At 59.5% G+C, this 21793-nt stretch carries 17 protein-coding genes; 7 read left to right on the forward strand and 10 right to left on the reverse strand.

Features of this window, described 5'->3' with window-relative positions; all coding sequences use genetic code 11:
* Positions 1-74: 74 nt before the first annotated feature.
* From AB6809_RS24930 to AB6809_RS24970, 9 genes are all read right to left on the reverse strand, one after another.
* Positions 75-2201, reverse strand: coding sequence for an McrB family protein (locus AB6809_RS24930; RefSeq protein WP_371027376.1), 2127 nt, complete (start codon positions 2199-2201; stop codon positions 75-77).
* Positions 2202-2206: 5 nt separating this feature from the next.
* Positions 2207-2959, reverse strand: coding sequence for a M48 family metallopeptidase (locus tag AB6809_RS24935; RefSeq protein ID WP_371027377.1), 753 nt, complete (start codon positions 2957-2959; stop codon positions 2207-2209).
* Positions 2960-2963: 4 nt separating this feature from the next.
* Positions 2964-6281: a type I restriction endonuclease subunit R gene (locus AB6809_RS24940; protein WP_371027378.1), complete on the reverse strand. Its 3318-nt coding sequence runs from the start codon at positions 6279-6281 to the stop codon at positions 2964-2966.
* On the reverse strand, positions 6281-7582 hold the full coding sequence (locus AB6809_RS24945; RefSeq protein WP_371027379.1) for a restriction endonuclease subunit S: 1302 nt from the start codon (positions 7580-7582) through the stop codon (positions 6281-6283). The genes AB6809_RS24940 and AB6809_RS24945 overlap by 1 nt, the downstream gene beginning before the upstream one ends.
* A complete protein-coding gene (locus tag AB6809_RS24950) occupies positions 7575-9140 on the reverse strand; it encodes an N-6 DNA methylase (RefSeq protein WP_371027380.1) in 1566 nt (521 codons plus the stop codon). Before AB6809_RS24950 ends, AB6809_RS24945 begins: the two co-directional genes overlap by 8 nt.
* Complete coding sequence (locus AB6809_RS24955; RefSeq protein ID WP_371027381.1) at positions 9092-10072, reverse strand: N-6 DNA methylase; 981 nt, start codon at positions 10070-10072, stop codon at positions 9092-9094. Before AB6809_RS24955 ends, AB6809_RS24950 begins: the two co-directional genes overlap by 49 nt.
* 42 nt (positions 10073-10114) lie before the next feature.
* Positions 10115-11338 (reverse strand): helix-turn-helix domain-containing protein, encoded by a 1224-nt coding sequence (locus tag AB6809_RS24960; RefSeq protein WP_371027382.1) that lies wholly within the window; start codon positions 11336-11338, stop codon positions 10115-10117.
* A gap of 16 nt (positions 11339-11354) precedes the next feature.
* Entirely contained in the window at positions 11355-11990 is a 636-nt protein-coding gene (locus tag AB6809_RS24965; RefSeq protein WP_371027383.1) for a hypothetical protein, read from the reverse strand.
* Between the two features lie 292 nt (positions 11991-12282).
* A complete protein-coding gene (locus AB6809_RS24970) occupies positions 12283-12831 on the reverse strand; it encodes a hypothetical protein (protein WP_371027384.1) in 549 nt (182 codons plus the stop codon).
* A gap of 57 nt (positions 12832-12888) precedes the next feature.
* Here AB6809_RS24970 and AB6809_RS24975 point away from each other — a divergent pair, with 57 nt between their 5' ends.
* The 7 genes from AB6809_RS24975 (at position 12889) to AB6809_RS25005 (ending at position 19866) form a co-directional block, all read left to right on the forward strand.
* Positions 12889-13860 (forward strand): DUF932 domain-containing protein, encoded by a 972-nt coding sequence (locus tag AB6809_RS24975; RefSeq protein ID WP_371027385.1) that lies wholly within the window; start codon positions 12889-12891, stop codon positions 13858-13860.
* A 73-nt stretch (positions 13861-13933) separates the two neighbouring features.
* Positions 13934-14929, forward strand: a complete 996-nt coding sequence (locus AB6809_RS24980) for a YqaJ viral recombinase family protein (RefSeq protein ID WP_371027386.1) — start codon at positions 13934-13936, stop codon at positions 14927-14929.
* Positions 14930-14988: 59 nt separating this feature from the next.
* Positions 14989-15906, forward strand: coding sequence for a phage capsid protein (locus AB6809_RS24985; protein WP_371027387.1), 918 nt, complete (start codon positions 14989-14991; stop codon positions 15904-15906).
* Positions 15903-16904, forward strand: a complete 1002-nt coding sequence (locus AB6809_RS24990; RefSeq protein ID WP_371027388.1) for a hypothetical protein — start codon at positions 15903-15905, stop codon at positions 16902-16904. The genes AB6809_RS24985 and AB6809_RS24990 overlap by 4 nt, the downstream gene beginning before the upstream one ends.
* Before the next feature lie 326 nt (positions 16905-17230).
* A complete protein-coding gene (locus tag AB6809_RS24995; protein WP_371027389.1) occupies positions 17231-18037 on the forward strand; it encodes a DUF4942 domain-containing protein in 807 nt (268 codons plus the stop codon).
* Positions 18038-18441: 404 nt separating this feature from the next.
* Positions 18442-18744, forward strand: coding sequence for a hypothetical protein (locus tag AB6809_RS25000; protein WP_371027390.1), 303 nt, complete (start codon positions 18442-18444; stop codon positions 18742-18744).
* Positions 18745-19731: 987 nt separating this feature from the next.
* Entirely contained in the window at positions 19732-19866 is a 135-nt protein-coding gene (locus AB6809_RS25005; RefSeq protein WP_371027391.1) for a hypothetical protein, read from the forward strand.
* Between the two features lie 286 nt (positions 19867-20152).
* On the opposite strand, the gene AB6809_RS25010 is transcribed toward AB6809_RS25005, so the two are convergent.
* A complete protein-coding gene (locus AB6809_RS25010; protein ID WP_371027392.1) occupies positions 20153-21709 on the reverse strand; it encodes a 3'-5' exonuclease in 1557 nt (518 codons plus the stop codon).
* Positions 21710-21793: the final 84 nt, after the last annotated feature.

The raw sequence follows: 21793 nt of genomic DNA on the forward strand, positions 1-21793 counted from the left end.
TACGGGGTACGATGCTTGCCCATTTCGGCACCTCCTTCTTCAAAAGGATAGGCGTCCGTTTTCGCGGGTCAACTTCAGATGCGATTGCTAAACACTTGCTGCAATGCCACCAAGCGCTCATCCCCATCGGGCACTTGCGCCAATGCGGTGAAGTAGGCATGACCGATGCAATGATCACGGTCGTAGAGCGCCTCCACCCGCTGATTGATGGCCGCAAGCATCCGTGGAATGTCGATGACATGCTCGCCGGCCGTCACACGCAAACCATGCAATGGTGCGCTGGGTTCGTCACGCGCATCCGGCATGACGGGCACAAATTCGAACCGGCGGCGCAGAGCAGTATCCAACAGCGCCAGCGAGCGATCTGCCGTGTTCATCGTGCCAATGATGTCCACATTGGCTGGCACCGAAAAGCTGTCGCCGGAATACGGCAAGGTCACAGAAACGGCGTTCTCCGCACCTTCTCGCTTATCAGGTTCGATCAGGGTGATTAGTTCACCGAATATCTTGCTTATGTTGCCCCTGTTGATCTCGTCGATCACCATTGCGAATCGCTGATCCGGTGCTGATCGGGCCCGGCGGCACAGATCCTTGAAGACACCCGCACGGATCTCGTATTGGATTTCGCCGGTCTCCGCATCGCCGTTGAGGACCGGTCGAAGCCCCTCCACGAACTCCTCATAACCGTAGGATTGGTGGAAGGTTACAAAACTATAGCGACGAACTGCCCCTGACGTCGGCAAGCCGGCTCGATAAGCCTTCACGGTTTCAATGAGATCCGCACAGGAATCGGCCCATTCGCCAGCTAGTCGCCAAACTGAGTCCGATGCCTTGTCAAAAACCGCGGGCGCCAGTCGCTGCTTAGCATTAACGGTTTGTGACTCCTCAACCGTGTGGTACTGCAACGCGTTCCATAGCGTCTGTCTAACGTTCTGAATTCGCCCTTTAGCGGTTGCAATCGCTTCGATGAACGGATGCTCGTAGAGTTGCCCCACTTTAGCGTTACCGCCCAGATCGAAAAGCGCGGCAGCCGCGCCCTCCCACCAACTTAGACCGGCGATGCGGGTGGCAATAAATTGTTCGCGCCATTCCTCGTCGGATACTGCGGTCATGGGCTGCTCGTATTCACGTTTGAGCAGTCTCGAGAGTTGGTAGGTCTTTCCCGTACCTGGCGGACCGTAATAGATGCGGTTGATAGGTTGCCTCACCACATCGGTGTCAGTCGCCTCCTCCTCGTCGGAGTCCTCTCCGGGCTCCATCGGATCGTCACGCAGTTCATCGGGCCACAGCCCGGGCCGCTGTACCAGCCAATCGTCCAACGAATCACGCTCAGCCGAAAGGGTTGCCTCGATCTTCGCGACCAGATCCTCCGTCAACGTCTCGCGGTTGAGCTTGTGTAACGCGCCAACATCTCGCGTCCATGAGATTTTCCGCGTCCGAGTACCCCGAAGCACGCCGAGCACGCCTGCGGCGCGCTCGCTACCGGGATTCTTTCGACCAAAACGCACCTGAATGCTTTTGCTCATGTGCCACCAGTCCAGACCGGCTGCGTGAACGACCCGTGCCAGCCGACAGAAGAGCGCTTTGTCCTGGGGAGACCATGAGGCGCGAAAAGTCTTAAAAGCAGGCTTACCGTCGAAATGTTTGAGCAAATCCTCATCGCTCAACATCGTGCCTAGGTTGAGCTTCGCCACCACGTCGTCGTAGCGGAGCTTGAATCCCCGTATTGCCTCCACGCTCCACGCGGTCAATTGCTCCAGAGACATTCCAAGTCCGTCCGATGCTGACAACTTGGCCACGAAGGGCGACGTGTTGTCATAGGCACCGCGGACCGACAGATAAGCCTTGCGGGTCGCATCTGTGTCATCCAGACCAACGGTATCAATCTTGACCACGAAGCCATCGTCAGCACCGATACCCACGGTGTACGCGAGTTCCTTGGGAGCTTCCTCGGACGGGTAAAGCTTCGCCCAGTTGTAGGCGGCGAAATTGTTTCCCTGATTGGTGGGGCGCTTGCGGGTCTCCACACGACCTAGAGGAAACAACGCATCCTTAACCGACTTGGCCCACGCCTCAGTTATTTCATAGGCTTTCTTCAAATCCTCGTAAGCACGGTTCTGCTCCGGGTTGGTCTCGTCCCGCTTCTGCCCCTTCCATTTGTTGAGCAGCTTGAAGTGGTCACTTGTGAAAAAGTCCGCCATCGTTGTTAGATTCCTTCGACATCGATTCCGTGTTCGGCGAGCCACGCTTTGCGCTGCGCGAAATCAGGCATAGCTCTCTCGACGCGCAGCCAAAATGCGGGCGTGTGGTGCGGTTCGTGCAAATGGGCAATCTCGTGTACTACGACGTACTCGGCGATGCGGGCTGGCAGAAGAATCGACTTCCAATGGAAGTAGAGCCAATCTCCCTTCCCGCACGATCCCCAGCGGTAACCGAGATCTTGAACCTTGACACCAGCAGGCGCCACCTCCATGCGAGACTGGTACTCAGCCACCTTGACTGCCAACCAAGCCTTTGCGCGCTCGCTGTACCAGCGGATGAAGTGCGCGCGCGCGGCGGGCAACGCATCCCGACGCAAAGCGAAGCGGCCATTGACGAGCTTTAATGGCACATCCTGTTGATCCACCAACTTCAGTCGATGGCTGCGCCCGAGGTACAGAAACCCCTCACCACCCACGAACTCCTTTCGTGGCACCGAACGTTTCAGCCTGTCCTTCTCCGCCAGCTTGGTGTAAATCCAGAAGCGTTTCTCCGCGACGAATTCGCGCAGGTGGGCGTCGTCCACATCCGGCGGCGCGCACAAGACCAGTTCGCCAGTGCGTTCTACGGTGATTTGCATCGTCCTGCGCCGCCCGCTGCGCCGAACGATGAACTGCAGATCACCGACAGTCAAGTCACTGCGCGACCTTGATGCCGTGGTATCAGCCTGCGAACTGATCGATTTCGCGTGCGCCAGCATTGCGTCATACCTGCACTAGCTTGTCGTGGTTGGCGCGGGCTTGCTCCATCAACCGATCAGCCAGTACCCCGGCCTTATCGGCATTGACAAGCGCCGGTCTCAGTCGCATCACGTGATCGAACAATTGTCCATTGAGCTCGTCCTGTGCTGCGCGCTTATGCGGACTCCAAATGTTCCGGTTACTCTGCAACTCCTGCACCAGTAGGTCCACCACCTCCACGGTCACATCCTTCAGTCGCAGCAATTCGACATCCGTTGGTGGGGCGTCGGCACAGACCACGTCTATTACCGTCCTGAGAAACGGGACGCAATGCTCGGGTAGGTCGCCGGGCGCATCAGCCGTAGCCGCTTTGCCGGTGCGCAGCTCATCGATGATCTTTTGGAGTTGCATAATGACCTCGTCCCATTGCTCGCCCAGTGTTTTGAGAATGTCGCTCAACCGTTCCGAGAGCTTGCGGTAGAGCACTGGGTCTTCTTCAATGTGCTTGCGGATATGCGACCGAATCGCATGTTCCATCTCCGAAGCTTTGGCGCGGGCATTTGCCACACGCGACAGGTGGGCGTCAAACTCGACATCGGAGAGCTGAATCGGCGGAATCTTGGGATCGATGCCCAGCGAGATCACGTGATCATCGATCAGTTTTCGAACCTTGGCGCCAACGTCCTTGCCTAGAACCGGCGTGTCCTTGTATCGATTTCGGGCTCTGGCGTAGATATAGGCCAGCCGCTTCGCGTCCCCGGAATATTGCAGTCCCTCTGGACGTGGCAACACCGTATCCAGCGATGCGAGAAAAGCCTTCAGCTTGACGGCGAATTCGGCGCGCAGCTTCTCGCTGCCGAGCGCGTCGATGCAGGCCTCGGTGTCGTCCAGCGATTCGATGCCACGCTGGCGGAACAGGTCCACAACGCGCAGATGCCGATCGCGCAGCACCGGCACCTCATCTTTCAGGCTGGCCAGCGCGCCTTCCACGTCTTCGTCCGCGTAGGCGGCGAGCGCCTCCCTCAGGTGCTGTGCAACCCCGTAATAGTCCACCACGATGCCGCAACGCTTACCGAAGCCCGTGCGGTTGACGCGGGCGATGGCCTGCAACAGTTCCGCCTCGCGAATCGGACGGTCCAAATACATCACACCCTCGATGGGTGCGTCGAAGCCGGTGAGCAACATCGACTTCACCACCAAAAAGGCGAGCGAATCGGTCTTGTCGGGCTTGGCATGGAAGAGCGGCTTCTTGAAGCGCTTGATGAGCTGCTCCTGCGCCCTGCCGTCGGTCCACTGCGCCCACGTCGGATCGTCGTTGTTGCCACCGGAGATGATGGGAGCAAACTCGAGTCGGGCTACCGATTCGCGGTAACGCCACGCCTGAACCACCGCCTGCACCTTGGGCGAGCGCCGGCACAGATCCTCGTCGTCGAGCGCCTTGTCTTCCGGAGACAGTGCGCCAGCTTCTGCCAGCAGTTCGTCGCGGGCATTCCGGAGTGCATCGAAATAGCGGATCGCCGCCAGCCGGCTGTAGGCAACAACCTGAGCTTTGTAGCCGTTAGGCAAGATGTTCGTCACATAGTGACGAAGGATGTCGCGCGCCTTATCGGCAATCAACTCCAGGGCGTCGAATATATGCCCCTTGGTTGCGTATTTCTGCTTGATTGCCTCCAGCTCTTCCGAAGTGTGTTGACGAAACAGATCATCGAATAGCTCATCCAGGCTTGCGCCGTCCTTGATCGCACCGTTGGCAGTCCGCCCCTCGTACAACACTGGCACCGTAGCGCCATCGGCCTCGGCCTCCTTGATCGTGTAGCGGTCGATGAATTCGCCGAAGATTTCGTGAGTGCGCTTTTTCTCGCCCATGATGATCGGCGTGCCAGTGAAGCCGATCCGGGCGCAATTTGGCAATCCCGCCAGCAGGTTCGCGTGTAGATCGCCGGCCTGCGTGCGGTGCGCCTCGTCGACCAGCACGAGGATAGTCTCATCCTCGTTCAACACTTCGAATTTTTGTTCCGCTTTGTAAGCAGCCTTAGACTCCGCTGCCTTTGGCAGATCGTCCGCCTCCAAAGGCGTGCCGCCCTGCGTGTCAGCATTTCGGTACTTTTGAATGGTGGCAAAAATCAACGCTGGCCCCCTGCGCCGGGCCAGTGCCTTCACGCCTTCGTTGCTTTCAGCCACCTCGACCGTCTCGCCAGTCAGCGTGGTGGTGACGGATAACTGCCCCTGCAAATCCTTACGGTCGGTGACGACGATGATTTTGAAGCGACGAAGCTGCGTATCGGTGCGCATCTTGCGCACCAGGAACACCATGGTCAGACTCTTTCCCGAGCCCTGCGTGTGCCAGATGATGCCGCCGCGCTGGTCATGCTCGCCATGCTGTAGGCGGGTCTCTCCATTCCTGAGGCGGGAAATTGCGCGGTTGACGGCGCGGTATTGCTGGTAGCGGCAAACCGTTTTGATCGTCTGCCCACCGGCCTGCATGAAGAGCATGAAATTCTTCACCACGTCCAGCAGATGAGCGGGCGTGAGCAGGCCTGCGATCAAACGTTCTTGTCCCGATAGAGCGGCTTTGCCTAACGCGTGCGCAATCTCGATCTCGCTGCCCGAGCCGTCCGGCCCTACCACCGTCTTCCACTGCGCGTAATGCTCGAAGGCAGCGCCGATGCAGGCGACCCGGGCCTCGTCGAAGCATGTCGCTATCAAGAGCTGGGTGGTCGCGAACAGCGCCTCGTTACCCTCGTTGTCGTCCACCTCGAAGGCGACCTTGCGCTGGTTGCTGTAGCGTCGCAGTTGATCGACCGCCTCGGCCAGTGGTTCCGGGATGGATGGGCTCTTGCACTCCACCACCACCAGAGGAATGCCGTTCACCAACAGCACCATGTCTGGCACGATGAAAGCCTTGGCCGCGTTGAAGCCCGGCGGACAATCGACGCGGTACTGGTTGACCACGGAGAAGCGGTTGTTGGCCGGCGTCTCCCAGTCGATGTAGCGAATCGTCTGACCGCGCCCACCATCCCAGCCGGGTACCCCCTCAATGGTGATGCCCTTGATCAGCAACTCGGTGGCCTTTTCGTTGGCCTCCATCAATTTGTGCGTACCCAGGCGGGTGATGGCCGCCACGGCTTCCGATAAGCGAATATCGTCCAGCCAGGACTGACCGTCAGGGCCTAGGTTAAGAGCATGTAATTGCTCCCGCAGCACGCCTTCCTGGATCACCTCGACGAAGTTGTTGCGGCCCGTGATCCCTGGGTCGTCGAGGCTGCCTTCGATGTGCGTCCAGCCCAGTGCCTGCAATTGGGCGACAAAAGGCTTTTCCACATCTTCGAGCTCCCAGCCCATCAGACGTCCCCTTCTTGCTGTTCGTCTTCAATCAGGAGGGGCGTGACGCGAACGCGACCAGTGAGGAGGTCGTCCATCAGGCCGGATTTCTCATTCTGGAGCTTCTGGTACTCGAGTTGTGCGACTTCGATTTGCAGGCGAATTGCCTCCATGCGTTCAATAACTATGTCTTGTTCTGCGATTGCGGGAAGTGCGATATCAATACGCCGCAAGTTACCGAGATTGATGCGCTTCATCGTCACGCCCTGCTCATACCTTCGAATTTGCACTCTAGCCGTGCTGCCGTTCATCGAAAGCATGACGAACTGATTGCGGCATCGCGAGTTCGCACGAAAACGAAAGCAATCTGCCTTGTTGACCGCATCAGGCAGTGTCGTCGGATAGCAGCAGGAGCGCCCCACCGGATAGCCGGCATCACCAAGTGACGCAATTAGTACATCTCCCCCGACTACGCGATTCCGAGACAGTGACGCGGCGTGTTTGTCAGAGATGAAGGCTCGTTCCGAGTCGTTGTATTCACCCGACAGGATGTTCTGCAGGCGGACAACTCGCACACCAGGGTTCTCGACATAGTGCGCGGTTTTGAGGTTTGATCCGAACGGTCCGTCAACCAGTGACTCCGCAAGGTCGCCAAGCGGAAGAACCTCCCACGCCGTCGGAATCCACCCCAACGGGGACGACTTATAGAGATCCGGCGCCTCGGCCTGTGGGGGACGCAGTTCCCCGTTGGCGTCAATGCCTCGTGTCAGCAGATCGTGCAGCAAGCCCTGCTTGACGGCCATAAGTTTGGCGATGATCGCCTCGTTTTCGTGGATGGCGGTGTCGAGGGTGTCAAGAACATATGCGATCTTCGACTGCTCGCGGAGACTTGGGCAAAACACCTCCAGCGCGCTCAAATGCTTCCATGAGGTTCGTGGCATCTTCGTGCCGACAGACGTCATTTCAGCCGCTGTGCCAACAAGCTCGGATCGAAGCACCTTTCCTGCAAAGCTCGGATCGGTGAACTCATTCGCTCGCAATACCAAGATGTCGGTGGAGCAGTAACCGTCGAAAGGCGCAACAACACACTTGCGCAGGTTTGGGCGTAGCTTGCCAAAGAGAACGTCACCTGCTCGAAAGATTGCGTTGGTACTTATTGACGTACTGGCGAGCGCCCAATCGGCGAGATGCGCGCCACGCGAACGAATGTGCTCCAGTCCGATGTATGGCCTAGTCTCGTCCTTGCGAATGGTAATCTTAGCGTCCACTGGCGTTACCAACGCCGAAAGCGCTCGATAAGCAGTTGTTGCGTCGTTAGACATACCGCAACCCCTTCATGAACCCCTGCAGCGCCTTTGCCGCCGCGTCGCGCTTGCCCTCGATCTCGGTCAGTGTTACGCGGTACTTGTCCCACCAGTTCTCAAACGCCGCAACGATGGCCTTGCGCTGGGCCGCGATGTAACGCTCGACGATGGCGCGCATATCGTTGTGCAGGATGGTCAACAGCAGTTCGGCAGCCTGCCCGGGCGACAAACCATCGACGGCCGCGTTGACGTGTGCGGCAAAGCTCTCCTTCTTGGCCTTGAGCTGCTTCTTGACCGCGGTGAGTTCCTTTTTCCACGTCTTCAGCTGGGATTCGTCGACCGCGCTCTCATCGTCGGCATACTCCTCCGCAGCTTCGGCGGCTTCGCCTTCCTCTCCCTCGGCGTCCTTGGGGCTTGCGGCCTTAATTTGGCTGTCAAGTTCGGACTTCTTGGCCTCCAGCTCGTTGATTGCCTCAACGAAGTCACTCATCAGGAACCTGACCAGCTTGTGCTCCAGCGGGCTCTCCTTGCTGGCTTTGTCCTCGAGTGCGGTCACGATGCTTGTGCGCCAGGCGTCGGCCACCCCCTTAGCGCCGCGTGCCATCAGGGTGAGGAAGTCGTATTTGGTCTGATACCAGAAGCCGGCGACGATGCCGCGCACCTGGAAGGGGTCCAGCATGCCGATGGCCTCCAACGATGCGCTGAAGCTGGCCAACAGGTCGGTGCGAAGGGCGACGAGGCTGGCGGCGTTGTCCATTTGCCCGGCCAGAGCGGTAATGCGCGTGCTGTGCTGATGCCACCACTGCTCGAAGGCCGCGCGGATGGCGGTTTCCTTGGCTAGCAGGCCGGCGTTGTTTTCGATGGCGGGCTTGAGCTCCTGGCGCTTGGCGAGTTCGGGGTTGAAGTCGACGTACTTCGCGTCACGTCCGACGAACAAGTCCATTGGATCGAGGCCGTGCGCAGCGAACAGCGCCGCTTTTGCCTGTACCTCAGCCTTGGGCACCCCGCCCACGAGGTGCGCACGAACGTCGTGCGGTTCGGGTGAAGGCGCATTATCAGCGTAGCGGCGAATGTTGAGGTTGTAGTCGTTGGCCTTGAGCGTGGCGATGTCCACGATAGCCGAAAACCTTGGGACTGCCCTGAATTCGTCGAAAGTAGTAGCGATCTTCTCGATGTGCTCGGGCAGCAAGTGGTTCTGCGCCCGGCCTTCGAAATATTCCCGGTCGGCGTTGATGAACAGCACCTTGCCTTGACGTTTGACCGGTTTGCCGCTTACGCGATTCGCACCGTTCTGCACGCGCTGGCGTAGCACAAGAATGCAGGCGGGAATACCCGTGCCATAGAAAAGGTTGGGCGCGACGCCGATCACGGCTTCGAGCAAATCGTCGTCGACGATGCCCGCACGGATTGCTCTCTCCTCGCCACCACGAAACAGCACGCCGTGCGGCATCACGGTTGCAACCATCCCCCCGTCACGGGTGACAGCCAGCATATGCTGCAGGAACATCAGATCAGCCTTCTTGGCGCCTAGAGGACCTGCCCGTATTTGAATCGCTCGGGGAATCTCGGCGCCCATGCGGGCGTACCGTCTGGATTCCTTTCGGTGTTGCCCCACGGAAGCGAGAACGGTGGATTGGTAATCACGCGATCGAAGTGAATTAGCTCGCCGCCCTCGACGTGCTGCGGCTCGGCCAGCGTGTCGTCGTTCTGGAGATTCGTGGTACTGATGCCATGTAGCAGCATGTTCATCTTGGCAATGGACCAGACCGTACCGTTGAACTCCTGCCCGAACAGGTTGGCCTTTCGACCGTCTTCACCGTGCTCATCGATGTACTCTTTGGCGGCGATCAGCATGCCGCCCGAGCCGCAACAAGGGTCGTAGACGTCGTGCTTGAGTTCGGGCTTGACCAACCGGACCATCATCCGCACAACCGAACGCGGTGTGTAGAACTCACCGCCCTTCTTGCCGGCGGAATCGGCGAATTCGCCGATCAAATACTCATACGCCGCGCCAAGTAGATCCGGGAACTCGAAATCCTCGTTGCGCAGCCGATGCTTGGCGAAGTGCGTAATGAGTTGTCGAAGCTTAATATCAGGGATCTTGCTCTGGCCAACCTTACGGGTGAAGTCGATGTGCTCAAGCACGTCGTACAGGCTTGTATTGGCTGTCTCAATACCGGTCAGCGCCTTGTTCAGGTAATCGCCAACATTCTGGTGAGCGTCGTTGATCAAGAATTCGTAGCGCGACTGCTGCGGCACCCAGAAAGAACCTTCCTTCTTATACCAGCGCGAGTTTTCTGCCGACTGGCGAGCGTCAGCCTCGCTCTTGCCTGCCTGCATTTCGAGTCCGATGACTTCTTCGCGGCGCTGATCGAACACGTCGGAGCAGCGCTTGAGGAACAACATCCCGAAGATGTATTCCTTGAACTCGGAGGCATCCATCTTGCCGCGAAGAATATCGGCGGCTTTGAACAGGTGGCGCTCCAGTTGTGGCAGAGTCAGTGGCATCAGTTAATTTCCAAATTCATCATTGCATGTCCTCCCGGGTCATCAGTTCCGGGTAGGCGGTGTACGTTTGCTGCGCTTCGACGGAGAGCTGTCGCGCGTATGAATCAGATGAAGCCCGTCACGAATAGCACTCTCCCTCAAACGCGAACCTTCGCCGCGTCCCGTCAACAGGTGCAGCATCAGGTTAAACGTCAGGGAGTCGATCTCCTTTGGCGAAATCGCCAGAGCGTGGGCGACGTCGGCTCTGGACGTTCCCTCATCGCGCAGCGCCTTGAAAACCTTCTCAAGCACTTGGGACTTTTCATGCGTCATCGGCTCAGGCTCGTTTGTGCGGTAGCCAGCTTCTGCCAGTTGAATACACAACGTCCTGTAGACCCATGCGCTCGTCAGTCCGAGTGCGTGCATTCGGTAGTTCAACGCCGCAACCGACACTTTCCAGTGGTGTTTTGCGTGTACCAGCCCCGGCAATGTCGCCACACGAGGCGCATAGGCCAATACACTCTTGCGGGGCATGAGGAATGCCGATGCAAACGCATTCGCTTCGCGCTCCAGCTCGGGGCCCTGCGTCTGCCCATGTCGATGCAAAACCAGATGACCCAGCTCATGGGCCGCATCGAACCGGCAATGTTCCGCCGACTTGTACGTGTTCAGGAACATGAAGGGCGTACCACCATGCCACATCGAGAATGCATCGACCTCTTTCGCATCGATCGCGAGAGAGAACACGCGTACGCCCTTCGATTCGAGTAGAGCAATTACATTTTTGACCGGAAGCTCACCGAGCCCCCATTGGGAGCGCAGCGCCTCGGCCGCCGCCTCGGGATCGTAAGCCGTGGCGGTGGATGGGAATGGAATGCCTTCCTCGAAGTCCTCCAGAACCGCAGGGGCCGTCAATCTACCAGGTTCGCGCCCCAGGTCAGGCAAGTCCGGAGACGGCAGGTTGAAATTGCGCTCTAGCCACTCGTTCAGCATCAATCCGATTGCGCCGGACCCTAGCGCACTGTCACGCTGGCGCGCGCTCATTTTCGACATCGAACGGAAGCTGGCCACGCCCTCTGACAGCTCTTCGGGATCACCGGCGAAAAAAAATGCCTCGGGAAAACCGAGTGCCGCCGCAATGCGCTGCATATTCGACGGCTCGGGTTCCTGATCGCCCTTTTCGTACGCGGACACTGACCGCTCGCTGACACCAATGTGTTCAGCGACTTCCCGTTTGGTCAGACCTCGCCGGCGTCGCGCCAGCGAGAATCGCTTTGCGTTAAACATCACTTACCTGATTGCGTTACTTACGGCTTACGGCCACATCGACATCGGGCGATTGGGGAATCGGCAACACGGTCGGTTCGCCGTCAAGTTCAATCGAGCCAATTACGATGCGTTCGGACCATGAAGTTACGAAACGCTGAGTCGAGTCGTAACCGTTCGGACGAGAAAGTTCAAGACGCATCGCATCACCGGCATGATGGTGCAGCAGTATCCACGTGTCGAGAGCGCGCTGTTCGTCCTCTACGGACGGCAGTGTCTCGGGAAACAAATCCGCCGTCCGGTTGTCGTCCACCGCCTTGACGGTACGCGGACCCTTTTCACTCTTGTTGGACGGCGTGCGGTCCTTCATACCGGTCGCATCGTCGCCCGAGGCCACGGCAATCGCGACATTGACCTCCGGATTAACGACCAGTTCGTAGTTACCTTCGTCTTGCTTTCCCCAGCCACGCGGAACGAGGAAATCTCGCAGGGCGGCAACCGTCTCATTGGTCAGTACGGAATGCCGATACAAGTTGGGGTGATGGGAGGTGAGGCGCGCCTTGTACAAAAGCGCCTGCAACACTGCGTCAATAAGCACCTGCCGGTCAAGCGCCAATACAGCAAGACGGGCATCGACATCGGCAGACTCGTGGAAAACGACAGTGGCAGACATAGCTACGCCCCAGAAATTGACTTCCGATTACTCTACCACAAATGCGGAACAAAAACCGGAAGCCGAAAGAAGCCACACTGTCTCAACAACGGGTAAGCTGCATAATGAAAAAATTTTCAACTACACATCATCCGGTTGAGCACGCGTCCCCGCTGCTCCGCTGCTGCGATCCCGCACTGGCGAACTTGCTCCAGGAGTCTGGTGATGCTTTCTACCCCCCTTGAATACCTGATCGCATTCGTGATCTGTTCCCTCCTCGGCTCGCTCTGGACGATATGTGTCGGCTGCTACGTCAGACACGTCCGGTAAAAAGGCGGCAGCTGGCATGCCTGACCGCCACCCACCTTATCGGCCAGTCGACGATGACGACGAAGATAGTTGCCCGCATGGGCCGCCCCACCCGCACGACCGTGAGTTTGCGCAAGAGCCGCCCCGCCCTTTCGAGCACACAATCCCACGCTACCGCCCCGATATGGGCGAAGCGATCCACGCCTGTCCTGCGTGCGACTCGATCCGGACAGCGCCACGTCACCTTGCACGCCGTTTCGGTGGCGCGCTCGGTGCGGCGGCAGGCGGCACCAGTGCGGTAGCGGCAGCGCTGTCCGGCGCCGAACTCGGTGCCACTGCTGGGACCCTCGGAGGTCCGGTCGGCGTCGTCTGCGGTGCTATTGCAGGTGCCATCATCGCGGGCCTGGCCGGTGCGGCCGCTGGCTGCGCGACGGGTGCGGCCCTCGGCGAAAGCATCGACCATACGGTGCTCGACAACTGGCATTGCCGCGCCTGCGGGCACACCTTCTCCATCCGGGCGGCCTAATCGCCCGTCGCTTTTCTCGTCCACCATCCTTTCATCGTTGGCCCGGCCTTACGCCGGGCTTTATGCCGTTTACACGAGATTTTCATGCACCTCATCCACTCAATGGCGTATACAGGCCAGCAACCGTGGCACGGCCTCGGCAACCAACTTTTGCCGAGCCAGCCCATCGAAGTGTGGGCCAAACAAGCCGGCATGGACTTTACGATCGAATCGGCCGACGTGCGATTCGTGTCCGGCAATGCCGGCACCAACCTCGGCTCGATCCACGCGTTCCCGGAACAGAAGGTCCTTTACAGAAGTGATAGCAAGCTCCCCCTGAGTGTCGTGTCCTCGCGCTACAACGTCGTTCAACCCAGAGAGGTGCTTGAGTTCTATCGCGACCTCACCGAAGTCGGCGGCTTCGAGCTGGAGACCGCAGGCGTCTTGAAGGACGGCAAGAAGCTCTGGGCGCTCGCCCGTACCGGCCAGTCCGTCTCGCTCAAAGGCTGCGACGAAGTGAACGGCTATCTGCTGCTCGCCACCGCCTGCGACGGCACACTCGCGACAACTGCGCAATTCACGTCAGTGCGCGTGGTCTGCAACAACACGCTCGCGATCGCCCTCAGCGACAACACCGGGGCAATCAAGGTGCCGCATCGCAGCCAGTTCGACCCGCAGGCGGTCAAGCGTCAGCTCGGGATCGCGATTTCGTCATGGGATGCGTTCATGGTCCGCGTGAAAGCCATGTCGGAATGCAAGGTCACCGACGCCGTCGCGGAAAAATTCCTGCGGCGCGTACTCACCTATTCAACGACGAACCAAGCTGATCGTGATGCGATTGCCGTCAACGAACGCGCAATCAAGGCAGTCCACGCACTGTACACCGGGAAAGGAATGGGGGCCGACTTGGCTTCGGCATCGGGGACGGTTTTCGGATTATTGAACTCAGTCAGTGAATTTACCGATCACCACCGCCGCGCACGCAGCGAGGACCACCGGCGCGACGCGTCCTGGTTCGGCTCCGGGGCCGTACTCAAAGCTCGAGCCTGGGACGAGGCGATGAAACTCGTCGCCTGACCCATGAACACAACGGCATATCAGCCCGGCCGGGATTTCTCCCGCCGGGTTTTTCACTTTCTGGAGGTGAGAAATGGCTTTGCCTGAATCAATCGAACGCGGTCGGCATCGGCCAGCGCTACGGCTTGTCGAGACGAAAGACCTGTCGCGTGACGATTGGCTGGCGGTGAGAAAAAACGGCATCGGCGGGTCCGATGCCGCCGCAGCAGTCGGGCTCTCGCCCTACATGAGCCAGCTGGAACTCTTTCTAATCAAAACAGGAAGGGATGCCAAGCTGCCGAAGCCGGATGCTGACGATACAACACAGCCCGTGTACTGGGGCCATATTCTGGAACCGATCGTTGCTGCTTCCTACACCAAAGCTACGGGAAATCGCGTGCGTCGCGTCAATGCCGTGCTCCAGCATCCGACCATCCCATTCATGCTCGCCAATGTCGATCGCGAGGTAATCGGCAGCCACGAGGTCCAACTGTTGGAGTGCAAGACGGCCGGCGAATGTGGCGCACGACTCTGGCGAGGCGGTGTGCCGGAATACGTGCAGCTTCAGGTTCAGCACCAGCTCGCGGTCACGGGCAAACAGGCAGCGGATGTCGCCGTGCTGATTTGCGGACAGAAGCTCGAAGTGCATCGCATCGAGCGTGACGACGGACTCATCGCCCGCCTGGTCGAACTCGAAGCGGCGTTCTGGCGTTACGTGGAAACCGATACCCCGCCGCCCGTTGACGGCTCGGAATCAGCGGATCGTGCGCTGCGCTGCCTTTATCCGGGCGCGGGCGGCATGATCGATTTCACCAGCGACAGGAAGATGTCTGCGACGTTTGCCGATCTCGTCGCCATGCGTGCCGAAATCGAGGCCCGCCAACAGGTCGAAGCGCAGCTCAAACAGAGCATCGTGCAGGCGATGGGCGAAGCCGACCGGGCCGAGTTTGAGACGGGCTCGGTTTCCTACAAACGCAGCAAGGACGGCACCGTTGTCGATCTGAAACGCCTGCTCGCCGATCAGCCGCAGCTCGCCACGCAGTACGCCATCACGAAACCGGGCTCTCGCCGGTTTCTCGTGAACACCTGATTCCCCGCAGCTCCCTTCCTTCGCTTCATTCCCCTCTGTTTACATTCAGGAGAATTGCCATGCTCAAAGGTCTCGCTATCACGCCGCCCATCATCGGGCGCATCTCCATCGGTCGCGTCGTGGAAAAAAACGGCAAGCGACTGCCCGAGAAAGACGATCAGTTCACGATTACAACCCAAGTTCAGGGCCGGGACGGATGGCATTTACATCCTGTCGACGCCGAATTACGCAAGGCCAATACTGGCAAGCTGCGCACGATTCCCGTGCGGTTTCTCTTCAATGACGCCGACCTGAACCTACGTGCCGAGTATTCATGCTTCGACCGTGAGAACGGGCGGCCTGTCTGCGTCGGCAACGGAGAAACCTGCCGCCGTGCTGGTGACGGTGGGATCGCGGAGCTGCCATGTCCGTCCCCGGACGGCTGTGCGTTCGGTCAGGGCGGCGCCTGCAAGCCCTATGGCCGGCTCAACGTGCTGATTGGCAACGAGGACGAGATGGGTTCGTTCATCTTTAGAACGACGTCATATAACAGCATACGGGCTTTAGCTGCGCGCCTGCATTACTTCAACGCGGTATCGGGCAACCTGCTGGCTTGCCTGCCACTGGAACTGAAGCTGCGCGGCAAGTCCACAACTCAGAGCTACAGGAGCGCAATCTATTACGTCGATCTTGGCGTGCGATCCGGCAGCACGCTCGAAGCGGCAATTGCCGACGCGCGCGAGCTGGATGCTCGCCGGAAATTGGCCGGGTTTGATCAGGCTGCGCTCGACGCAGCAGCACATGCTGGGTTCAGCAATGGTGCCTTCGAGGACAGTATTGAGGAGCGCGCCGCCGTCGCTGAGGAGTTCTACCCGCCCGAATCCGGTGGCGTGGACAGTCAGCGCGACAGTCATGCCCAGCCCAACACGCCGCCTGCCTCCGGCCTGAGAGGCAAACTCGAGCAGCGCGCGGCGTTACTCAGCGGGAAGGCCGCATGACCGGATTGCGCCCTGCCTGGCCGCTGGCCGTCACGGCAACGGGAACAGCTCTCTGCATGTCTGTGCTCGCAGGCTGGCAGCGCGGCGGAACGCTCCCCGAGCGCGTCGTATGGATCGCAATCGGCGTCGTGCTCGTCGTCAGTGCCCACCTGTTACCGGCGATCGTGCGAGATGCGTCGGTCATGGTTCGGCTCATAGGTGCCGTGTTATGGGGTGCGTGCATGGTCACCGCCTGCATAGGCCACGCAACCTTTTTCGTATTGGCCCAGCAGCATGCGGGGGCGGCCCGTGCGGCCACCGTAACGGCTGACCCAGACCGTCCTGCCGTCTCACCACCAATACTCGCGCCCGTCATGGAGGAACGGGCAAGCATCGCGCATGAACTCGCGCTGGCCAAAGCACAACGCTGTTCGCGCAACTGTGGCTGGCTCAATGTGCGCCGTATCACGCTCGCCGCCAAACTCGACGCGCTGGAGGCGCAAGCCAACGATATCCGACGGCAGGACGTGCACCGTGACCGCGCCACGGTGCGACGTGACGCGCTACTCGCCGATCCGATCGCGTCGCGACTCGCCGCGTTACCCGGCTTGACGCCTGCCCGCATCGACCTGCTGCTAGGACTCGGGTTTGCCGCCGTCCTCGAAGGCGTTGCGTGCCTGCTGTGGACGGTCGCGCTTCGCCCGCCATCGTTACCGGCTCCGGTGCCAGCCGTGACTTCGCCAGCAGTCGCGTCAATCGCGAGCGTGACTGCCGTGACTCAGCACGCAGTAACGGACGGTACGGGAACAATGCCCGACGGTCACGCGCCGCATGACGATCCCGTGGCACCGTTACCGAGTCACACGTTACCCGGGGACGACCTGAGCCAGCTGGTTCGCGACATCGAAGCGGGCCGCCTGCGCCCAACCGTCTCTGGCATCCGCCGACACCTGAACTGTTCACAGGCAAGGGCAGCGGCCCTGCGCCGTGAGCTTTCTGAACTTTCCGCAACGCCATAACACGGGCGCGTCCTGCGTCCGATCTTCGTTTCCCCCTGGCTGCGCCCCGTTCCGGTTCATCCGGAAGGCCGTGCTCGCCCTTTGCAGGAGAACCCCATCGTGAACACCTCTACCTGTCACAACCAGCCTTATCTGCTGGGCGGCTACACCGAACGGCCGTCGAACGATCGGCCGGCGTGCGTGCAGTCCTTCGGATCGGGACGCTGCGCGCTCACCAGCGGCCATCGGATCGGTGACCGTGTGACCTTCGGCACGAGCAACTACCGCAAGCCCATTGACCCACCTGCTTCTGCACCCGTTCCGGCGGGCTTCCTTCACTTCGACCCATGGACACTACCGATCTCGTCAAAAGCATCAGCATCGCCAATCTCGCCAATCAGCGCGTCTCGGTCGTCGAACGCGTCCGTCGTGCGCTCGACCTGCTCAACGAAGCCGAACAGCTCGCGAAGACCGCACACCTCGGCTTCCCCCGTCTCGTGCTCGACGACAGCTACGCCTGCCGCGGCAAACCAACCATTACGGGAGAATTCGCGAAACGCGACGAGGTGGAGGCCGCCATCGTGCGCGTGATCGATTCATGTGGCTGGAACTACTTGCTGTCGGAATCGGGCCTGCGTACCTTCATGGATGCGAAGGCGCGCGAGCAATGGAGTACCCAGATCGCCGACGGTGACGTACCCGAGCTTACCGCCGCCAACATTGAAGCCACGTTTGCGCAGCTTTACGGCACGCGCGGCGACATGTTCGAACGCGGTGTGCTGCAGTGCTTCCGACGGCTGTCATGGGACTACAAGACCAACCAGCCGTTCAAGTTCAGTAAGCGGATCATCGTGCGGTATCTGCTCAGTTCCGGCTCTCCCAATCACCGAGTCACTGATGAACTGGACGACCTGATCCGCGTGTTCTGCGTGCTGGATGGCAAGCCCGAGCCCGATCACCGGCATGGTGCGTATGTCCTCGTATCCGATGCATTGCGGGCGCGACGCGCCGAAGCCGAGCATGCCTACTTCTACGTGCGCTGGTTCAAGAATGGCAACGGGCACCTGACGTTCAAACGATCGGATCTGGTCGACCAGCTCAACCGGATTCTCGCCCGGCACTATCCGAACGCGCTTGCATCGGAAGCGCGATAGTTTCCATCGTCATCGGACGCATCCAGCGTCTGGCCTTTCCCCTTTCTCGCGACCGCTATCCGGCTCGTCCGGAGGCCGGTGCTCGCCCTTTTTTCAGGAGACTCCATGCCCAAAATCGGCTTCGCCGAACTTCCGCCGCGACCCGATTCGTTACTTGGGCAGCTCAGTGTCGCGGTCCGGATCACCGCGATCAGCATATCTGTCGCCATGTACAGCTTCGAGCAGACCCGCAAACGCCAAACCGAGCGACCTCGCACGTGGTTCCCGACACGCCCGTGATTCGGCCCAAAAAACGGTAACGCCTGACCTTTGCGCCGGCCCACTGTGCCGGCGCCCCTCCACTCGACGGCCATGCATCCGGCTTTGCCGGAGGAGCGTGCTCGTCTGTTTCAAGGAGATAAACAATGCATCAAGTTACCCGCCTTAAGCCGCTGTTTCATCCCGGCAAGCTACTCGTCTCGCCCGCGGCTCTCGCCGAACTGCGCGCGAACAGCGTGCCGGTCATCAGCATCGTGCTTCGCCACATTGCTGGTGACTGGGGCATCGTGTCCGATGATGACAAGCGCCAAAACGACGTATCGATCACGGCCGGGTTGCGGCTAATCTCGATCTACCGCCTGCCGGACCGGACTCGCATCCTGGTCATCACGGAATGGGACAGGTCGAGCACCACCATCGAATGCCTGGATGATGTCGTGTCATCGTAACGAGGCACGCCCGGTTCATCCGGCGAGCCGTCGCTATTCAACTACTGCTGTAAGGCGTCACATCGTCTGCATTCTTGGCCGCCGCACAACCAACATTGAGCGGCAGGCGAAACGTCTTGGTGCCGCTTTGCCTAGACCTGTGCTCTGCGTTCTACCAGCTGCGCGGACAGATCTTCAATTGTCTTCGAACCGAGTTCAAAGCCGCTAAAGAGCGCATATAGCGGCGGCAACATCGAAGTCAACAATCCACCGATCGCCGAAGGCGGTGTATCCAAAGTCACCGTCGAATTTAAGTCGTAAAACGTCCTTGATCATGCGCATGTTCATCCGGTGCGCGGGCATGCTCTCTCCGGCCAAAGCCGGCGAGCATAGCCCGCGTGGTTGATGTCATGCGCAACGCCAATCCTGCCGTCCGGTCCGCTCGGTCACGTTCCCGAAATGACCGGCCACGTTGCCGAAATCGCCGGTCACGATCCCGAAACGGCCGGTCACGTTCATCCGAAATACGCAGCAAGTGCACACGGCGAAGCACACGGAGGTCGCCGTGATGACAGGAGGCGTAGGTGGCGTGTGCTCCCGCCGAATGAAGCTGAAAAGATAGAGAGTTGTCTGGACGCGACCCTGCGTCGGCTGGTGGAAGTATTCACCGCGTCGACGGCATGCAGCTTTGGGGATTGAGCGGACAGCTGGACATCACTTTTGACTGACAGCCCAAAAGAACAATGGGCCAAGGCCAAGCAGAGTTAAAGCCTCGTTCTGCTTTTGACGTTGGAACTCCGCCACTGTAGTCATCCTCGCACTCTCGACGTTCGCCACCCAGCTCACGCTCAGTTTCGCGCCAGCGATATCTGCATTCTGAAACGCAACCAGCATGAGTGAGACCAGTGTCTCGAAAAAGGTCTCAGAGGCAGTATGCTGCGCGTGAAAGGTGACACCCAGCGACTCCTGGACTCCAGCCGTGTTCCTGACTCCGAAAAGGAGAACGTTTTGAAATCGCGCATGAAGTGGACCAGCAAGCTCGAAAGCCAGTGCTCGGATAAGGGGTGCTACTACAACATGTCCAGCGAGCGTAACAACGAGCTTGAACGGATCATGGCGAAGTACAACATTGCTCCGATGTAAGCCACCGCTCGCTATCGAACGGAAGAGTGGGCGTGACGCCCACTCTTCTCGCATATGCCGCTTTTTTTTGCCTGCGGAAGACGGAAAGGACAATTGCAAGGAGCACGCCGACCGCCGTCTAGCCCGTCGTTTCCACTCGAAAAGCGCGGGCCTCGACTTCCCCTCTGGCCCGAGACGTAACACCAGTCGCTCCACTCAATTGCAGCGCGTCATGGACGGGCGCCTTCCCATCGGTCGGGAAGGCGCAGCACAATGGTGAACAGACGGCTAGGCGGAACGCGGGCGCTTAACGTTGCACGCCGTTGAGGAAAGGCGATGGCCGCTGCCTACGTTCGTCTCCCCATGGCATCAAACGTGACGCGGGATAAGTCAGGTATAGCAGCCGCCTCGAACGAGTGGCCGCAACAAATGCGTTGCGAGTCTCCTCTGCACGCTCTTTGGGACCGGTGGCGCGGTAATCCGGAAACACGCCGTCGGCCATTCCGGCCATGAACACGACGTCGAACTCCAGTCCTTTCGAGGAATGCACAGTTAGAAGCGCTACTCCGTCACGGGACGCCTTCTGCGTTCCGCCCAAGGCCTTGCTGCTGATGAATCCAGCCAAGTTCTTGGAGCCAGTCGCCGTGCGAAGAAATTGATCCCACTCTCGGCTCAAAACCGCGACATCCTCGTAAATCGGAAGCCGCTCTGCCTCCTCCAGCGTGTCCGCATATGCTTTTAGCACGTCCAACGCCGGCATAAGGTTCACCCGAGCCGAATTCTTGGCGGCCGCTGCGATGGCATCGCGCACTGCTGCGCACTTCGGGTCATTCGAGCTCGCGGCCAGCGTCGTCAAGTTCGCGACGAAGTCTCCCGACACATGGCTCTCGGGTAGGCGCCAACGCTTGGTGAGCGTCGCCAAATGAAGCCGGTCCTTCGGATTAGCGAGGATCCGAAGCGCGACGAGAAAGTCCTCGACCAGCTCGGACTCGTTTTCATGATTGCCTGAGAGGCGCTTGACAAAGTCGATCCCGCGCTCCTTGAACTCTGCCTCGATCGACAGGAGCGCGAAGCGCGTACGCCCAAGCACGGCGCACTTCGAGGGCTGCACTCCCCCTTCGACGTCGGGGTGACCCTCGGCGAATACCGGCCACAGCAATCGCCGATTTGGAAGCTTCCTCGGCCTGATACCGTGATAGCTACCATCCGACGAGTAACGCTTTCGAATGGATTGCGGATTGACCGCCAGAATGGCCGCCAACTCTTCCGTGGATACGTGATCGCGGTTTACCGGAATCGGCATTGGCCCCGCCGTAACCCGCGGAGTTTTTTCCGCAGGCCGGGCAACTGGCGTGCCTAACGCTGCACCTCGATCGTCTCGCCCCGCAAGGGCGGCATGGATCACGCCCAGCGTTTCTTCTGCCTGACTCGCGTAGTCGAGCACCGCAAGCGGGATTAACTCTGGCCGATCTGTCTGCGCCTCGCCGCCGTGAATGACGTCAAGAATCAGGCGCATCCAATCCGTCTCAATATCGGTATCCACGCACCACTGGATGAAATCACAAGGCTCAACCTGATTCGGCGCGACAGCGCCCTTCTCGGCATAGTCTTCGCAGTGCCAGTCCCACGTCCTCATGATGTCGCGAGCCTTGATCATTCGATCAATGACATCGCCTTCATACGGCCGATCATCAAGGCCAGTCGCCGTTCGAGGCAGTTCCGTGCAGCCCGTTGGTGGGCACAGGCCAGACAGAATCAAAGCGCCTTCTGCCGGCGTCCAGGCTGGACGGTCAAGGTACCGCTTCAAAACGGCATAAAGCCGCCTCATAGCGGCAAGGCGCTCTTGCGGCGTTGGCTCTGGCATACCAGCTTCCTCCTACGATATGAATCGTGTCGAGCAATTCTACCGCTTAGGGCCAGAACGAACGATCAGGCGACGGTGGGGTGG

Origin of the sequence: Paraburkholderia sp. RCC_158 (assembly GCF_041355255.1) — a bacterium.
Classification (GTDB): domain Bacteria; phylum Pseudomonadota; class Gammaproteobacteria; order Burkholderiales; family Burkholderiaceae; genus Paraburkholderia; species Paraburkholderia graminis.

Coding starts and splice junctions, on each gene's coding strand:
- AB6809_RS24930 (WP_371027376.1), bottom strand. CDS start 2,201: ATGGCGGACTTTTTCACAAGTGACCACTTCAAGCTGCTCAACAAATGG.
- AB6809_RS24935 (WP_371027377.1), bottom strand. CDS start 2,959: ATGCTGGCGCACGCGAAATCGATCAGTTCGCAGGCTGATACCACGGCA.
- AB6809_RS24940 (WP_371027378.1), bottom strand. CDS start 6,281: ATGGGCTGGGAGCTCGAAGATGTGGAAAAGCCTTTTGTCGCCCAATTG.
- AB6809_RS24945 (WP_371027379.1), bottom strand. CDS start 7,582: ATGTCTAACGACGCAACAACTGCTTATCGAGCGCTTTCGGCGTTGGTA.
- AB6809_RS24950 (WP_371027380.1), bottom strand. CDS start 9,140: ATGGGCGCCGAGATTCCCCGAGCGATTCAAATACGGGCAGGTCCTCTA.
- AB6809_RS24955 (WP_371027381.1), bottom strand. CDS start 10,072: ATGCCACTGACTCTGCCACAACTGGAGCGCCACCTGTTCAAAGCCGCC.
- AB6809_RS24960 (WP_371027382.1), bottom strand. CDS start 11,338: ATGTTTAACGCAAAGCGATTCTCGCTGGCGCGACGCCGGCGAGGTCTG.
- AB6809_RS24965 (WP_371027383.1), bottom strand. CDS start 11,990: ATGTCTGCCACTGTCGTTTTCCACGAGTCTGCCGATGTCGATGCCCGT.
- AB6809_RS24970 (WP_371027384.1), bottom strand. CDS start 12,831: ATGGTGGACGAGAAAAGCGACGGGCGATTAGGCCGCCCGGATGGAGAA.
- AB6809_RS24975 (WP_371027385.1), top strand. CDS start 12,889: ATGCACCTCATCCACTCAATGGCGTATACAGGCCAGCAACCGTGGCAC.
- AB6809_RS24980 (WP_371027386.1), top strand. CDS start 13,934: ATGGCTTTGCCTGAATCAATCGAACGCGGTCGGCATCGGCCAGCGCTA.
- AB6809_RS24985 (WP_371027387.1), top strand. CDS start 14,989: ATGCTCAAAGGTCTCGCTATCACGCCGCCCATCATCGGGCGCATCTCC.
- AB6809_RS24990 (WP_371027388.1), top strand. CDS start 15,903: ATGACCGGATTGCGCCCTGCCTGGCCGCTGGCCGTCACGGCAACGGGA.
- AB6809_RS24995 (WP_371027389.1), top strand. CDS start 17,231: ATGGACACTACCGATCTCGTCAAAAGCATCAGCATCGCCAATCTCGCC.
- AB6809_RS25000 (WP_371027390.1), top strand. CDS start 18,442: ATGCATCAAGTTACCCGCCTTAAGCCGCTGTTTCATCCCGGCAAGCTA.
- AB6809_RS25010 (WP_371027392.1), bottom strand. CDS start 21,709: ATGCCAGAGCCAACGCCGCAAGAGCGCCTTGCCGCTATGAGGCGGCTT.